General features: G+C 47.8%; 13 protein-coding genes. 2 read left to right on the top strand and 11 right to left on the bottom strand.

Translation table 11 applies throughout. The annotated features are described in order from the left end of the window. Positions 1-10 precede the first annotated feature (10 nt). The 5 genes from AC1DXC_RS01460 to AC1DXC_RS01440 form a co-directional block, all read right to left on the bottom strand. The gene (locus AC1DXC_RS01460) at positions 11-1,603 is read right to left on the bottom strand and encodes an aldehyde dehydrogenase (NADP(+)) (RefSeq protein ID WP_477457345.1); all 1,593 of its coding nucleotides are present in this window, start codon (positions 1,601-1,603) and stop codon (positions 11-13) included. Next, positions 1,604-2,440: a fumarylacetoacetate hydrolase family protein gene (locus AC1DXC_RS01455; RefSeq protein ID WP_477457344.1), complete on the bottom strand. Its 837-nt coding sequence runs from the start codon at positions 2,438-2,440 to the stop codon at positions 1,604-1,606. It lies immediately after the preceding gene. Between the two features lie 172 nt (positions 2,441-2,612). Further along, positions 2,613-3,737 carry a bile acid:sodium symporter family protein gene (locus tag AC1DXC_RS01450; protein ID WP_477457343.1) on the bottom strand — a complete coding sequence of 375 codons (1,125 nt, stop codon included), beginning with the start codon at positions 3,735-3,737 and terminating at the stop codon, positions 2,613-2,615. Between the two features lie 11 nt (positions 3,738-3,748). After that, entirely contained in the window at positions 3,749-5,032 is a 1,284-nt protein-coding gene (locus AC1DXC_RS01445) for a mandelate racemase/muconate lactonizing enzyme family protein (RefSeq protein WP_477457342.1), read from the bottom strand. Positions 5,033-5,060: 28 nt separating this feature from the next. Beyond that, the gene (locus AC1DXC_RS01440) at positions 5,061-6,017 is read right to left on the bottom strand and encodes an RraA family protein (protein ID WP_477457341.1); all 957 of its coding nucleotides are present in this window, start codon (positions 6,015-6,017) and stop codon (positions 5,061-5,063) included. 258 nt (positions 6,018-6,275) lie between these two features. Here AC1DXC_RS01440 and AC1DXC_RS01435 point away from each other — a divergent pair, with 258 nt between their 5' ends. Together AC1DXC_RS01435 and AC1DXC_RS01430 are read left to right on the top strand one after the other, a co-directional pair. Next, entirely contained in the window at positions 6,276-7,157 is an 882-nt protein-coding gene (locus AC1DXC_RS01435) for a helix-turn-helix transcriptional regulator (RefSeq protein ID WP_477457340.1), read from the top strand. Between the two features lie 8 nt (positions 7,158-7,165). After that, complete coding sequence (locus AC1DXC_RS01430) at positions 7,166-8,692, top strand: gluconokinase (RefSeq protein WP_477457339.1); 1,527 nt, start codon at positions 7,166-7,168, stop codon at positions 8,690-8,692. A 282-nt stretch (positions 8,693-8,974) separates the two neighbouring features. Here the strand turns inward: AC1DXC_RS01430 and AC1DXC_RS01425 are convergent, their stop codons facing one another. The 6 genes from AC1DXC_RS01425 to AC1DXC_RS01400 all read right to left on the bottom strand — a co-directional run bounded on the left by AC1DXC_RS01425 (position 8,975) and on the right by AC1DXC_RS01400 (position 15,779). Then, positions 8,975-11,605, bottom strand: coding sequence for a glycoside hydrolase family 3 C-terminal domain-containing protein (locus AC1DXC_RS01425; RefSeq protein ID WP_477457338.1), 2,631 nt, complete (start codon positions 11,603-11,605; stop codon positions 8,975-8,977). A gap of 172 nt (positions 11,606-11,777) precedes the next feature. Further along, positions 11,778-12,158 carry a hypothetical protein gene (locus AC1DXC_RS01420; RefSeq protein WP_477457337.1) on the bottom strand — a complete coding sequence of 127 codons (381 nt, stop codon included), beginning with the start codon at positions 12,156-12,158 and terminating at the stop codon, positions 11,778-11,780. 22 nt (positions 12,159-12,180) lie between these two features. Then, positions 12,181-13,632 (bottom strand): family 43 glycosylhydrolase, encoded by a 1,452-nt coding sequence (locus tag AC1DXC_RS01415; RefSeq protein WP_477457336.1) that lies wholly within the window; start codon positions 13,630-13,632, stop codon positions 12,181-12,183. Between the two features lie 47 nt (positions 13,633-13,679). Further along, positions 13,680-14,414: a hypothetical protein gene (locus AC1DXC_RS01410; protein WP_477457335.1), complete on the bottom strand. Its 735-nt coding sequence runs from the start codon at positions 14,412-14,414 to the stop codon at positions 13,680-13,682. Between the two features lie 378 nt (positions 14,415-14,792). Then, a complete protein-coding gene (locus tag AC1DXC_RS01405) occupies positions 14,793-15,605 on the bottom strand; it encodes a 3-keto-disaccharide hydrolase (protein WP_477457334.1) in 813 nt (270 codons plus the stop codon). Positions 15,606-15,656: 51 nt separating this feature from the next. Next, positions 15,657-15,779 (bottom strand): hypothetical protein, encoded by a 123-nt coding sequence (locus AC1DXC_RS01400; RefSeq protein WP_477457333.1) that lies wholly within the window; start codon positions 15,777-15,779, stop codon positions 15,657-15,659. Positions 15,780-15,824 lie beyond the last annotated feature (45 nt).

Below are 15,824 nucleotides of genomic sequence, written 5' to 3'. Positions count from 1 at the left end.
GTTTTATAATTTATATTGAAGCATTGCTGAAATTGCCGTTTATAAAACGCCAAATTTCAAGCTCGTTAGTATCCTTTAATTCTTCTGGCAGTAAAGCCTGGGGCATCCCCTGATAGCACACCGGCCTGGTAAAGCGGTAGATAGCCCCGGTGCCTACAGACGTGCTGCGGGCATCGGTAGTAGCCGGGTACGGGCCGCCATGCACCATAGGTGCTACTACCTCTACGCCGGTTGGGTAACCATTGATAATAAGCCTGCCTACCTTGGTTTCGAGCACATCCAGCAAGTTTTTGTAAGCAGGCAATTCCTCATCAGTGGCGTGTACAGTAGCCGTCAGATGGCCCGACAAGTTCCCGGCAAAAGCCAGCATTTCTGTTTGCGATGACGCGGTTATAACGATTCCGGAAGGCCCGAACAACTCCTCTTCCAGGTGATGGTGCTGGTTAAATGCCGCGAGATTTGTTTTAAAAAGTACGGGGGCATGTTGCCGGGCGTTATCCGTTTGATTGCCTTCGGCCAATATTTCAATCCCCTCAAGACCAGTCCGGGCCGATACGCCAGATCGGTAAGCCTCTTCTATGGCAGGTGTTAACATCATGCCACTTGCGGCGGCATTTAAATTATCCGCTATGCCCTGATGAAACAGCCCATCTTCACTGCCCGATTCATGTATCAACAAACCAGGGTTCGTGCAAAACTGACCCACGCCCAGGGTAAGCGCGCCTACATAGCCTGCGGCAATAGCGTCCCTGCGCTGCTGTAAAGCCTGCGGCAATACAAACACGGGGTTGGTGCTGCCCATTTCGGCAAAAACCGGTATAGGCTCGGGCCTGGCGGCGGCGGCATTGTATAATAAGCGCCCAACGCGGTAAGAACCCGTAAACCCAATTGCTTTAATTGCGGGGTGAACGGCAAGCGCGGCACCAACCCGCGGCCCATCGCCATGCAGCAATGAAAAATACCCCGGGGGCATATCACTGGCAGCACATGCGGCAAGTATAGCCCTGCCTGCAATTTCGCAGGTGGCGGGGTGACCCGGGTGCGCTTTAAATACAACAGGGCAACCGGCGGCTATCGCGCTTACGGTGTCGCCACCCGCCGCCGAAAAAGCGAGCGGGAAATTGCTGGCCCCAAATATGGCAACCGGCCCAATTGGCCGCTGCATAGACCGGATATCCGGCCTTGGTGCAGGCTTGCGCTGCGCATCGCCGGTATCTATTTTGGCATCTACCCAATGGCCATCACGCAATAGCTTAGCAAATAATTTAGCCTGATTGATGGTACGGGCCAGTTCGCCTTCTATCCGTATAGTGGTTAGGGCAGTTTCCAGGCAGGCCATTTCAATAAGCTGCGGGCCTGCTTTCTCCAGTTCAAGTGCAATGGCCTCCAAAAAGAGGGCCTTTTCGATACCCGTTTTATTGCGGGTTATCGCGAAATCTCTTTGTGCGGCAGCAACAGCCATTTCGATATCTTCTGCCGAGGCATTGAAAAAATGCCATTCCAGGTTTTCTCCCGACGCCCGATTCACCGCGTAGAAATATTCGGTGCCCGAAGCGATGCTTTGGCCGTTTATCAATTGCTTTCCTTCCAGGTTCATCATCATTTATTCCCCTACCTGGTTTGTAAGTGTGCCTATATTGCCAATGGTGATGTTGATTACGTCGCCATAATTAAGCGTGAACGAATCGGGTGGTACGATGCCTGTACCCGTCATGAGGTATGCACCCGCCGGGAACGACATTTCCATGAAAAGATATTTGGCGAGTTCCCGGTGCGTGCGTTTCATCCTGCTGATCAAAATCTCATCAGCAAACATCAGCTCTTCGCCCCTCAGTATTTCCAATTGAATTTTGGTGTCAGGCGAAATTGGCGCAGCGGGTACGTAAAGGCAGGGTCCCACAGCTGCTGCGCCATCGTATGATTTTGCCTGAGGCAGGTATAGCGGATTTTCGCCTTCAATATCCCTTGATGACATATCATTACCGATCATGTACCCTTCGATGGTACCCGCACTGCAGATAAACAGCACCAGCTCAGGCTCGGGCACGTTCCATTTAGAATCTTTACGGATGCGCACGGTACCGCCCGTACCAACTGCACGGTGTGCAGGCGATTTGAAGAATATTTCGGGGCGCTCGGCACTGTAAACCTTTGCGTAAAAATCGCCGCCGCCTGCGTCTTTAGATTCCTCCATGCGGGCATCCATGCTGCGCAAATAGGTTACGCCCGATGCCCAAATTTCCTGGTTGGCGATAGGCGCGCTCAGCTTTTCCAAATCCGATGATAGCGCCTCGTTGGCAGAAAGATTTGAGATATCCTTAAGCACCGCGTTATGCAGCCCTTCCCGGTTTATGAAACCGTCCCAGGTCCACGCTGCCGAGCTGTAAAGCTGGCCCGAGTATTTGACGATAACTTTATCAGTAGTCTTAAAAATATGCATAGCTGTTTATATTATGCCGCATTACCTGCGGTATTAATTATGGTCAAAGAAAAATGCGTTCGTTCGGTTACAATTGGTTACAATACAAAGAATGGTAATGCAAATCGCTTTATCTTCTAAAAAACCACAGCGATGATTTTTACACAAAAAAATCGCTGCCGCAAGCTCCGTGTTATGAACTAACTTCCTTTAAATCAAAACTTTCATCATTTGAAATAATTGGTTTTTTATGCCAGTAGGAGGCTAATAAAGAGCCGGTAATATTCATCAATGTCGAAAATATAACCGGTGCCAGGCCAAGCGTACTTATTTTGCCCATGCCTTTTGCCAGCCCTGCTGCCATACCGCCATTTTGCATCCCAACTTCTATGGCTATGGTGCGGCAGTCCCGCTCTTCCATGCCCAATAATTTTGCCGACCAGAAGCCAAGCAAATAGCCTCCGATATTGTGCACCAACACCAGCACAGCCAATAATAAGCCCACCTTAAGCAGGCTATCGCGCCCGGCGGCGGTAATGATGATAATAATGCCAATAATACCTGCCATTGACACCAACGGCATTATTTTTTTGAGCCAGTTTGCCCGCCCCTTGGCTACCGACGAAAAAAGCAAGCCCAGGGCTATGGGTATCATCACCATTTTAAAAATATCCGCAACCATTAGCCAGGGATTTATTTTGATGAGCGGGCCGGCCAGTAAATTCATCAAAAAAGGCGTTACCACCGGCGAAAGCAACGTGGATATACTGGTAATGGTAACCGATAAAGCCAGGTTTGCCTTGGCCAGGTACGATACCACGTTAGATGCCATACCATTGGGACAACACCCAATGAGTATGATACCCGCAGCTACCTCGGGCGGCATACCGGCAAATTTTACGCTCAATGTGGCTATGCTAAAGCCGAGTAAAGGCATGATGATAAAATGGCTCACCACGCCTATCAAGATGCCTTTAGGGGCCTTTAAAACGCCCAGGAAATCCTTGTAATGCATAGAGGTGCCCATGCCAAACATAATCAGCTGGATGAGCGGGATAATCAGCGTAGCGTATTTAAAACTGCCATAGCTTACAAATAGCGTGGGGTAATAAAGCGCCATTGCCGCCGCCCCAAAAATAACTACCGTGTACGCAAAGCTTTTGGTTTTTGGAAATGCACGGCAACTGATGGCCAGCAGCAAAAAAAACGCAAGCAAGTAGGGGCCCGCATAGGCCAGCCCCCTAAAAGCAATGGTTAATAAAAGCGTGACAAATGCAGCTATAGCCAAAGCGGCAGTTGCTTTGTAAAAAGCACTCATCCTCCACACCATCAGGCAAAGAAAGGCACGCCCGGCACGGCGTATTTTTTAAGGCCCTCTTCGTTTATCTCCACGCCTACACCCGGTTTATCTGATAAAACCAGGAAGCCTTTTTCGATAAAGGGTTTATCGTAGGTTACAATTTCTTTCCATTTAGGTTCGGTGTCGCTAAGCGTTTGCCATTCCAGAATGTGAAAGTTTGGTACCGATGCGCAAACATGGGCCGTGGCCATAGCGCCAAGGAATGAGCCCACCATGTGCGGCGAAAACGGCACATAGTATAGGTTGGCCAGGTTGGCTATACGTTGCCCCTCGCCCAGCCCGCCGCACTTCTGCAGATCGGGCATTACAATATCTATTGCAGCTTCCGAGAGCAGCCTGGTATAACCATACGCCAGGTAAAAATTCTCTCCGGCGCAAATAGGTGTGGAGGTTTCCTGCGTTACCGATTTGTAAACATCAATGTTATCAGCTGGTATGGGTTCCTCCAACCACATCAAGTTAAGGGGTTCCATCATTTTGGCTACCCTGCGGCCGGTGGTAGCATCATAGCGGCCATGCATATCTACACAAATATCTATATGCGGCCCCACTTCCTTCCTTACCGCAGCAATGGCATTGTACATCCGGTCAAGCTCGGCGTTGCTGGCGGTCCAGTTATATCGGTCGAACTTATTCGGGTCGCGCCCATCGTCAATATCAAATTTTACAGCGGTGTATCCACGGTCGATGGCGCCCCGGGCAGCTTTAGCATAATCTGCCGGGACAGGGTGCGTAGCCGTATATAATTCCGTATCGCAATAAACCCGGCATTTGTCCCGGTATTTACCACCCAACAGTTGATAAACCGGTACACCCAGAGCCTTGCCTGTAAGATCCCATAGCGCGGCCTCTATTGCGGTGAGTACCGCTACGAACATACCCGACTGGGCACCGCCAAAAAAGTTTGCCTTACGTATTTCTTCGGCTATGCGGTTGGGGTTTAGCGGGCTGCGCCCTTTCAGAAAAAATTCCAGCCGTTTAACCAGGTAATAGGTGCCTGCAATGGCATCAACCCCTTCCCCCGAGCCCCAAATACCCTGGTTGGTGTATATTTTCACAAAGAGCCCGCCCCCTGCGTAGGCGCATTTTACCTCGGTTATTTTAAGGTCGGTTGGTGCCGATGCCTGCGATGTACGCTCTTTGGCATCTATTAATCCCTGCCCAAATGTTTTGCTCAGCGGTGCTGCCAGCACCGCCGCGCCGGCTATGGAAGCCTTCGTAAGAAAGCTACGCCTGTTTTGATTGTTTGACATAAATTTTTATCGTTATAGGTAGATTGTTTTACCAGGTCCGGTTTTTCAGGATGTTTTGTATTTGCTCTTTAGGTACAGGCAGCTCGTTGATATGGGCATTTAGCCAGGCCGAAAAATCTTTTTCGATATCATCGCTCCAGCGGGCGTCTATCTGCCCGGCGGTATATTTCCCTTCTTTTAACCGCAGGTGGCCAAACATATCCCTTAACCTCACAATCTCGGAAGTGGTTACCACTTTTTCGGCCAGGTGCGGCGGTATAAATATTACTACGCCGTTTGCGCCAAGTACTACGTCCCCGGGCATTACAGTAGCCTGTTTGATGCGGGTGGGCTGGTTGATGCCGATGATCATGGTATTGAGGTCGCCCGGTGGGTTATGGTACGATGGGTCGTAGCTCTCTACAAACGATGTAAAACCGCCAATCTCTTTCAGTCCGCGTATATCCCTTACGGCACCGTTGTAGACAATACCGTTGCCTGTTTTGGCGTATATGGCGTTACCCACGTTATCGCCAATGGTTGGCCCGTTCTTATGCGCGCCAAATTGGTCGGCCACGTACACATCGCCTTTTACCAATAAATCTACCGGCCAGGTATTCTGGCCTTTTTTGCCCTGCGCCTTACCCCTATCGTCAATTGCTTTCCAAACATCGGGCCGTGCCGGCATAAATGTTGCCGTTACCGCGCGCCCTACCAAAACGCTATCGGGGTTTATTACCAACCAGTTCTCGGTTATTTGGTAGGCGTAGCCGGCATTCTTCAATACGGCCCAGGCTTCTTCTATGCTCACTTTTTTCATCCTTGCCAAAATAGCATCGGGCACTTTGGGGCGGCCATCGGCAAAGCGCTCGCCTTTCCACTCGGGTGTGAGGAATATCAGTTCATCTTTGGTGATTTGCTGCGCCGAAGCGGTTTGACAAAAGATACAGCAATACAATAATGCAGCACCTAAAATGCCGGGAAGGAAACGCCATTTTCTCATCATACAATTTGATATGCGCACTGTTTTACGAGGTGACCCCGAGGCAACAGCAGCTTGATTTAATTTGGGACTGGTTATAATTGTTTACAAATAATGGCAATATAAAACCCGCAAAATACCATTAAAAAACAGCGATGATTTTTATACAAATGTTGGTTTGATAATGCGTAAACTTGCTTTTTATGGGTGCCGGTTTATGGTTCCCGAATACCTGTTGCGGTACTGTGAGCACCACAGCAGCATACCAATTATTTATCCTGAATGAATCAACTGATACTTCAGCAGGGCTTATCCAAGGAGCTTGCGCACTTTCCGCATATACTTGAATTTGTCCACAAAAAAAATAATACCATCCAACTCAACTCGTTCAGCAGCAATGTTGCAGATTGTATTTGCCTGTATTATATTTTGGAGGGGAAGTTCACCTGGGTAATTGATTCGCTGGAACACACTTTGTATCCGGGAGATTTTGCAATAGTATTACCGGGGCAATGCATTGGTGGCCAAAGCAGTATCATGAATATTGGTGCACTGTTCTGGGTAAAAATATCTACCGAAGATAACGGCAGGCTGCTGCTGGGCAAATGGAGCGGCTTAACAAAAAAAGAAAAAACATCTATTAACCAAATTTTACTGGTAAACAAAGAGCAGCATGTTTTAAAACTAAAAGAGGCACAGGCGCTGATGCATAATTTGCAAGCCGAGCTGCAAAACGAAGAAGTAGGTTTTTACACCCGCGCAAACCAGTTACTGGATGAGCTTTTTGTTTTGATAAGCCGGCAGTTTATCAGGCAAAATAATTCGAGGCGAGATTTTCCGCAAACTTTCTTAAAATTAGAACAAGCCCTGAGGCAAGACCTGGCCCACCAATGGACGGTTGAAGAAATGGCCACACTAATTGGCATGGGCACCACCGCCTTTACCGAAAAAGCGAAAAATTACTCCGGATTTTCGCCGCTGAATTATTTGATCAACATCAGGATAGCCGAAGCCACCAAACTTTTAAAAAGGAACGAGGTAAACATTACGGATATAGCGCTTAACACCGGCTTTTATTCGTCGCAGCATTTCTCCACAACGTTTAAGAAACTTACCGGCTACACGCCAACCGAATTCAGGAAAAATAAAACAACAGATCAATAATAGATATCATGAACTGTATCATCATCATAGAAATGGGCACGGCCGCAGTAAAGGTTTTTGCCTTCGACCTTTCGGGCAATTTAATCAGTTCCTCTAAGGGGCATTACCCCACTTTTCATGAACAAAACGACCATAGCGAACAAGACCCGGAGCAGATGTTCATTACGATGTTATACATCTTAAAAAACCTGCTTATAGAGAAAATTTACCCTAAAAAATACACGGTAACCTGCATCTGCTTTGGTTCATCTATGCATAGCCTGCTGGCGGTAGATAAAGACGGCATACCCCTGGGCAATGCCATTACCTGGGCAGATAACAGGGGCAAAAAAGAAGCGGCCGACTTAAAAGCGAGCGCACTTGGCGAAGAGATCTATAAAGCCACCGGTACGCCCATACACCCCATGTCGTCGTTGATTAAAATTGCCTGGATGAAGAATAATGAGCCGAAAAAGTTCGGACTGGCAAAAAAATTCATGCCGATGAAGAGCTATATCATCCAGCAGCTTACGGGAGCATGTGTGATAGACTACAGTATAGCATCTGCCACCGGGCTAATGAATATCCACAATTTGACCTGGGATGAGGCGGCACTGAATTTTGCAGGCATCACACCCGAAGAGTTACCCGCTTTGCACCCTGTTTTCTACTCGGATGTAACGCTAAAAAAAGAATATCAAAGGGTTTTGAAACTGCTGCCTACCGTGAAAATCCTCATCGGATCTAGCGATGGCTGCCTGGCTACCCTGGGTGCGGGTGTTTGGGATACTGGCATGGCCACCATTACCATAGAAGACAGCGGCGCGTTCCGTATTATTGGCGACAAGATAATAGAAGACCCCAAACAGCAGATCTTCAACTACCTGCTCACCGAAAAGCACATTATTACCGGCGGGCCAACCAGTAATGGCGGCGTGATATTCAATTGGTTTACCAAACAATTCGGCGATTTCCCGAAAGCATTTGATATTGATCAATCGATGGAAATGCTGATACAGGAAGCGGCCACGGTTGAAGTTGGCTCGGGTGGCTTACTCTTCCTTCCTTTTTTACATGGCGAACGTGCCCCTATATGGAACCCCAATGCCCGGGGCTGCTATTTTGGGGTAAACATAAGGCACGAGCGCAAGCATTTCATCAGGGCTACCATTGAGGGCATACTATACGAAATGTACAGCATCGGCCGCACGCTGGAAAAGCATCGCCATATTGAAGGCCTCTCCATTAACGGCAACTTCGCTTCGATACCGCTTTGTACCCAAATAATTGCAGATATATTTAATAAGCCCGTAAGCACGCTCAGCCATGGCGATAGCATCGGCAGGGGGGCATTCCTGCTAAGCGCCACCGAGATGGGTATTTATCCTTCGCTGGAAGAAGCTTCTAAAACTGTTACCATGCAGCAAACCTATTATCCGAAGGCCGAAAACCACCAGGTTTATGCCGAGTACTTTAAGGTATTTGAAAGCCTGATTACAAAAGTGGCAGATGAATTCGATATTATCTCCGATCTGCAACAGCGGTACAGCCAATAGCGAGATGGGGGCTTTGAAGAGTAATAGCCCATCCATAAAACAGATTTCATAAAACGTTCCGATGGAACGTAAAAATTGTCGTTTTTTGTTTCTACTACCCATAAGACGTTCCTCTGGAACGTTTTCTTTTTTTCATCCCTTCGGGATGTTTTATGGGTAGAAAATCGGACGAACATCCTTACGTTCCATCGGAACGTCTTATGCATTATCCGTCTGTCAAGTAATGGGCTATTACTCTTTGAAGCCCCCTTGTACGGAGCAAAGGACGGCTTGCCGGTAAACTTAGTTCAGGTAAACTTCTGCCTGCAAGGCGCTGTCTTTTGAATTTGGGCCAATCAGTATTTTATATTTCCCGGGGCGCAAGGTTAACTTCCCGGCCTGTTCGTTCCATTTTTTGAGGCTGCTAAGCGGTATAGAAACTGCAACATTTTTGGAGGTACCCGGGCTGAGGCTGATCCTGTTAAACTGCCTCAATTCTTTTAATGGCAACATTTCATTAACACCATCCGGGTATTGTATATATACCTGCACAACCTCATCACCCGCCTTGGCCCCCTGGTTTTTAACATTAACCATCCCGGTTATTTTCCCTGCGCTAACTTTCATTTTTTGTTTTCCAAACCTATAGCCGAATTTGCTATAGCTAAGCCCGAAGCCAAAGGGATAGGCTACCTCGCCTTTAAAATACCGGTAGGTACGGCCGGCCATGGCGTAACTTTCAAATGGCGGCAAATCGCGGTCGCTTTTATAAAAGGTTACGGGTAACCTGCCGGATGGGTTGTAATCGCCAAAAAGCACATCGGCAATTGCGTCGCCCGCAGCCTGGCCGCCATACCAGCCGTTTACAATTGCCGGTATATGTTTATTTTCCCAATCCATGGCAATTGCGCTTCCGGTCATCAGCACAAGCACCACCGGTTTGCCTGTAGCATACAGGGCCTTCAAAGTCTCGGTTTGGATAGCCGGGAGCGCAATGGACGTACGATCGCCACCCGAGAAACCGGGTTGGCTAACAGGCATTTCTTCACCCTCCAGTTCGGGCGATATGCCGCCTACAAACACAATAACATCAGCGTCGCTTACCCGCGCAGCAATATCCGCGGGCTTATTTTCTTTCACCCTGCCGGGTATCATTTTTATGGCAGCGATCCGGCCGGGCGCGCTGCCCTGGAAAAATTCAAGCACAATTTGATATTGCTTCCCTGCCGTGTATTGCTGTACAAAATCTATCGTAGTTGAGCCGTGCAGCCTCCAGTCGGCGGCTTTCTCTACACCATCAACCAATAAGCGGTAGCCATCTCTCCCGGTAATTTTAAAACTGTATAGCCCCGTGCTGTCCGGCGTAAAAACCGTGGACCAACGGGCCGAAAACCCATTCGCTTTTATGCCGCCTGCCACGTCGCCATTTTCGGGCCAGCGGTGCGCTATGGTTTCCTCATAATTGGTAAATACCGGCTCGCCACTCAATTCGGTATTTTTAAAATACGCTACTTTGAACCCCCGATGCCCATCCATCGAAAAAACAGCGGGGTTGTTTATAGCAGCAGCTACGCGGTTATCGGTATAGCTAGTTGCCCGCTCATAATATACATCAGTGCCTGCACCAAACTTCGCTCTGATGGCCTTTAACGGTGTGGTAATTATCGAAGGGAACCCGTTGTAGTTTCCCAAAACCGAGGTTTCATTATCAGCATTGGGGCCAATAACCGCGATTTTTTTGTAAGTTCTTTTTAGGGGCAGCAATTGCCCCTCATTTTTTAGTAACACGATGGACTGCCGGGCCATTTTAAGGGCAAGTTGCTGATGCGGTTTTGCCTCCAATACTTCTTTACCAATGAGGTTGTATTTACAATCCTTATCAAACAGCCCCAACCTAAAACGGATAGTGAACAACCGCCTTACCGAAACATTGATCTGCTCCTCGTCTATCAGTTTATCTTTAACGGCCTGCACCAGGGCCTTATAAGCATCCGTGCCACATTCCAGATCGGTACCATGGAACACGGCGTCTGCGGCGGCACTTGCCGGCCCGGTATGTGTTTTATGGTTTTTAAAGAAATCATCAATAGCCCAGCAATCAGACGTAACGTAGCCTTTGAACTTCCATTGGTTGCGGAGGATATCCGTCATCAGCAAATCGTTGCCGCAGCAGGGTTGCCCTCCCAGCGCGTTGTAGGCACACATAACGCCTGCTACTTTAGCATTAACGATAAGTTCTTTAAAAGCGGGCAGATAAGTGTCCCACAGGTCGTAATTGCTAACGGTAGTGTTAAAGGTATGCCTTGATGGCTCGGGGCCGCTGTGTACCGCAAAATGTTTGGCACATGCCGCCGCCGTAAGGTAATGCGGATCGGTGCCCTGCAGGCCGTTTACAAATCCTTTTCCAAGCTGTCCGGTTAGGAAAGGGTCCTCGCCATAAGTTTCCTGCCCCCGCCCCCACCTCGGGTCGCGGAAGATATTGATGTTGGGTGTCCAGTAAGTAAGGCCATGGTAGATCCCCGTACTGCCATTTGCAGCAGACAGATTGTAGATAGCGCGCCCTTCCTGGGCGATGTAAGTGCCCATTAACTTAAATGCAGCAGGGTCCCAGCCGGCAGCCATACCAATAGCCTGCGGGTAAACGGTAACGTTATACTCTGTGCGGGCTACCCCGTGCAGGCTCTCGTTCCACCAATCGTATGCCGGGATGCTTAACCTGGTAATGGCAGGTGCTTTGTTGAGCATTTGCAATACCTTTTCTTCCAGCGTAAGCCTTTTAACCAGGTCGAAAGCCCTGGCCTCGGCGCTAAGCTTTGGGTTTTGGAACGGAAGCGAGTTGCTTTGTGCATTCAATTTATTGAGTGCGCTGCTGCAAATGCTGCAAGCCAGTATCAATAAAAATGGCTTGCTCCATCTTGTGTTTAAATATCTCATGGGTAATTATCAGCTTAAATAAAAAGCGGTCCTTTCGTGCAAAAAAATATGGCCGGCGGAACCCTTTTATAATTGGTGGCGGCAAGTTATTGGTTTTGCCAATGGGTAACTTCTAATAAAACCCCCTGTTGATTTTTACACAAATGGTTAATTTGGAGCACAGCGCTAAACATCAGCGACAATGATTTATAGCTTGCGTTTTGATACATTTTCTACCGCAGAAACAGCTGGAAATTCCTGGAAATTTATAGCTAAAACAGGTGCGATTTATTGGAAAAAGCTGGAAATTTTTTTCGGCCCGTACACTCGCAATTTTGGCAAAAACAGCCATTCCATGCAAATTTGGCACTTTTGATGCATGCACAGAAAAAGCCACAAAAAGCGATAAAAACACCGAAAAAGCTCCGAAAAACACAGATTTTTTACGGTTTTTTGGCAAATTTACGCAAGTAGCATAAGCGGCAAACCGGTAGGTAAGTGCCTCCCGGCCCGGCCCGCTTTCACCCTTTTTTTCAAACTTTCTATAAAATAAATCTGGACAAAATCCACTCACCAAAACGCATGTTTTCCGGACCTTAGTGAGTCCTGAAATTCCACTTGGAATTATCGCTGTTCATATCAAATTTGGCCAGCGTGGGCGTGCTGTCTCCTGAAGATACTAAAGCCAGTTGCTCTTTGGAGTTTGGAACAAGCTTGGGCATAATCCTGTAAGTGCCATCCGTCAACTGATCTATCCGCCATAATTGCTCCGGCGCACCTGTAAATGTTGGTACGGTTATGAGCTCAGCTTCTGCAGTTGCGGCTAAGGCACGGTTGGTACCGGCTATCACTATTTTGTAATACGGGCCACCCAGGTATCCTCCCCCACCCGCAACCGGCGAAATTGTCCATTTCTGATGTGGGCGAAACATATAATCTCCAATGGTAACCCCTAGGTTGGTGGCCGGCCAGCCTGCGACAACATCTGCCAATTCTTGTGAAGGCACCGGTTTTATAGGTTCGTTATTATCACGATTGAAACGCATCCCCCCTGGCATCCTGGTAAAATCAACCGCTAATTGCAGGGCATAACCCCTCCGCTCAGATTCAATTTCGTAAGTTCCGTCTTTGACGTTTTCGCCTCCAACAGGCCATCCATTTTTCCAAAGTAATGGGCGTATGCCCAATACGCTACGGGCGCTTTGGTCCAAATCGGCCTCGTAATGGCACGACATCTTTTCAACGCCGTTACCAACCACTATACGCCCGAAATGGCCGGGCCCAATCAGCCTGTCGCCGGCGGCAAGCACCAGTTTGCCGCCGCCTTTGAGCATATCTCTACCCACGTTATCCAGGTATGGCCCGGTTACCTTTCTGGACCGGCCAACAACAATATTGTAAGTTGAGTTTGGGCCATCGCAGCAAGTGCCATGTGTGCCCAGCAGATAATACCATCCATCCCGGTATACCAAATCACTGGCTTCACAATCTATGGCAATATTCAGTGCTTTGTTGCCTTTCACCCGCATGCCCGTTTTGGGATCAAGCTCTACCAGGCGGATGTAGCCGAAATAGGTACCATAGGATAGCCATAACCGCCCGTCGGTGGGGTCGAGAAGGAGGCTGGGATCTATCGCATCATTATCCTCTATACCATCGGATGAGGCAACCACTATAGCCTCCGAATACTTAAAATCAGGCGATTTTGGATCGAGCGATTTATTCCACATGGTAAGTATTTTACCATTATGCCCGCCCGCCAGACCTCCGCCGGTGGCGCCATAAGTAATAAGGTATCGGTTCCCAATTTTCAATACATCGGGGGCGGCTCCCCTGCCGGGCCTCACTCCGCCCTCATTCCACGTCCAACCGTCTTCGGATATCAACCCGCCGCCAAACGTGCCGAATGTAAAATATTTCCCATCAGATTCTACGATTGTTGAGGGGTCGTGTATGAATGGTTTGCCAATTTGTGCCACCGCCGTAAGGGTTGACCATACTGCAAAAAGGGCTAAAGTACTGACTGCCTTTACTGTTAATTTCATCATAAACAATTGCTATACAAATTCGATGTTAAATAGGATGGCCGATTAATTTATTGCAGACTGATAGTGAGATCTTTTATGGGCTTTCCGTCTTCATCAAGCAGGCGGACACAAAAATCGCTTAGTCCGGGGCCGTTAATCAACGCTCCCCTGATGATATTTTTCCCTTTATTAAGCGTCAATCGTGGCGATACGCAATCGTCCATTACCATGCGCCTGTCTCCATCAAGCATCACCGCTTCTTTCCCATTAAGCCACCATGCAGACCCTCCGTTTGAGCCTACCGCTAATCTTACATTTTGTATTTCCCGCGGGCTGTTTACAATGGTTACCGCCCAGAACAACACGGCATAAGTCTGTTTTCTTAGTCCATAGGCAAAACGGAATAGTTTGACATTAAACGTCGGACTCTCCAGCGCGTGCCACAATAACTCCTGCTCGCCAACTTTTACTTTGTCTCCATCTTTCGGGATAACGGTGAACTGGTTTGGAAAATAATCGGTTTCGAATTCCTTTTTCAGGTAACTATTCGTAAAAACAAGATTGCTTCTTATCGACTTATTGATAGGCTCTAAGAGTAACCAGCGCTGGATAAACCCTTCGGAAGTGGGGCCCTTCTTTACTGCGGTTGCCCGGGTAAAGAATGGCACGAGCGTTCGATGGGTATCGTTTTCGGTTATACTATCAATTCTGGGTCTGGGAGGAAAAGACTGTGCCTGAGACCTCAACCCGGCCAAAATTACAAAGCCAGCTGCTAGCAGTAATGCGTTGCGTTTAATATTCATAGTAGATACATTAACTTAAATCTTTCTCCGATTTTGAAAAAATGGCATGCGAAAACCATTGAATCAAAACTATGCTAACAGAAAAGGACAGCATCACACTAATCGCCAATAAAAGCCAACTTTGGTTCACTATGTTGCTAAAGAACAAGCTATGAAAGGTTCCCCCATCATTTATTAGATAATTAAGGTTTAACGGCGGCGGTTGCATGCATAGAAAAAGAGGCTGTATCATGAATCACGATCAGCCTCATTTCTTTAAATCCAACGGACAACTTGATAGAATACGTTTCCTTATTATGCAATTCTCAGAGGCCCCATTTTACCGTTTATACAGCCTCAACACGGTGATGCGGCCGCGGGCGTAAAGATTGCTTAGGCTTAACGATCAGTATCGGGCAATTGCTTGATCTCGATGTTCCTGAAATCGACGGGTTGGCCCTCGCTTTGCAAGGCTATAAAGCCACTGCTTAGCACGGTGCCGTCCTTTTTGTATTTGGGGTCGTAGCCTTTTACTATCCCTCCGCCAATGGTAGGCCGGGAATACTGCAGCACGGTATCGCCGTTGATGATATGTGTGATCAATTTACTACCCTGAACAATCAACTCTCCCTTTACCCATTGCTCGCCATCGTAGGTTTTTGAGGTAGAATTGATACAATGATCGGGCGACACGCTGCCTTTATAAACAACATCGGTGCCTGGCGAACACATATTGCCGGTTGGCCTTGGTTTCCCATCCCCCAAACCGCCCAATAACTGCATTTCTATGGATATAGGCCAGTCCTGGTTCTTCAGCATTGTCCTGGGGTCCTGCGAATGAAACATTACGCCGCTGTTAAGTAGTGTGTAGTCCGGAGCGCCTTTTTGCTGCTTACCAACAAAACGGTACTCGAACCGAAGCTTAAAATGAGAAAAAGGTGTTTTGTAATACAGGTGCCCAAACTGATCATTAAAATCGCCGTACTGGTCATAGCTAACCCTGATCATGCCATCTTCTACCCTGAAGGTATTGCCGTAGTTTTCACCAACCAGGTGATGGTTTATCTTCACAAACCAGTCGTTAATATCTTTGCCGTTAAATAGCTTCTTCCAGCCCTTGTCGGCATCGCCTGTGCCTGCCAGTTTTTTTGTATTGGAACAGGCTAACAGTAGCAAACAGGAAAGAACAAACATGCACGTCTTTTTTTTCATGGCTTTGTAGTTTTGTATCGCATTGTAAATTAATTCTTTTATCGCAAAAAATTATAGTTCGGCCGTAATTATGTCCACTTCGGCGTATCCTATATTATCGTTACCCTCTGTATTCTTTAAAGCCCTGAATTTGATGTAGCGTGCTTGTAAAGTTGCAAATCTTTTAATCTGCATCAAGGGGTTGTTTTTGATGTTCGGGAATCCGCTACAGAGGGAATT

It is taken from the genome of Mucilaginibacter sp. P2_D11 (assembly GCF_056404435.1).
The sequence above is the reverse complement of the archived record's forward strand: the minus strand, read 5'-3'. Positions and strand labels throughout refer to the sequence as shown.

What these genes read in the sequence shown, in the direction of transcription:
- AC1DXC_RS01460 (WP_477457345.1), bottom strand. Translation starts at nt 1,603, where the DNA reads ATGATGATGAACCTGGAAGGAAAGCAATTGATAAACGGCCAAAGCATC.
- AC1DXC_RS01455 (WP_477457344.1), bottom strand. Translation starts at nt 2,440, where the DNA reads ATGCATATTTTTAAGACTACTGATAAAGTTATCGTCAAATACTCGGGC.
- AC1DXC_RS01450 (WP_477457343.1), bottom strand. Translation starts at nt 3,737, where the DNA reads ATGAGTGCTTTTTACAAAGCAACTGCCGCTTTGGCTATAGCTGCATTT.
- AC1DXC_RS01445 (WP_477457342.1), bottom strand. Translation starts at nt 5,032, where the DNA reads ATGTCAAACAATCAAAACAGGCGTAGCTTTCTTACGAAGGCTTCCATA.
- AC1DXC_RS01440 (WP_477457341.1), bottom strand. Translation starts at nt 6,017, where the DNA reads ATGATGAGAAAATGGCGTTTCCTTCCCGGCATTTTAGGTGCTGCATTA.
- AC1DXC_RS01435 (WP_477457340.1), top strand. Translation starts at nt 6,276, where the DNA reads ATGAATCAACTGATACTTCAGCAGGGCTTATCCAAGGAGCTTGCGCAC.
- AC1DXC_RS01430 (WP_477457339.1), top strand. Translation starts at nt 7,166, where the DNA reads ATGAACTGTATCATCATCATAGAAATGGGCACGGCCGCAGTAAAGGTT.
- AC1DXC_RS01425 (WP_477457338.1), bottom strand. Translation starts at nt 11,605, where the DNA reads ATGAGATATTTAAACACAAGATGGAGCAAGCCATTTTTATTGATACTG.
- AC1DXC_RS01415 (WP_477457336.1), bottom strand. Translation starts at nt 13,632, where the DNA reads ATGATGAAATTAACAGTAAAGGCAGTCAGTACTTTAGCCCTTTTTGCA.
- AC1DXC_RS01410 (WP_477457335.1), bottom strand. Translation starts at nt 14,414, where the DNA reads ATGAATATTAAACGCAACGCATTACTGCTAGCAGCTGGCTTTGTAATT.
- AC1DXC_RS01405 (WP_477457334.1), bottom strand. Translation starts at nt 15,605, where the DNA reads ATGAAAAAAAAGACGTGCATGTTTGTTCTTTCCTGTTTGCTACTGTTA.
- AC1DXC_RS01400 (WP_477457333.1), bottom strand. Translation starts at nt 15,779, where the DNA reads ATGCAGATTAAAAGATTTGCAACTTTACAAGCACGCTACATCAAATTC.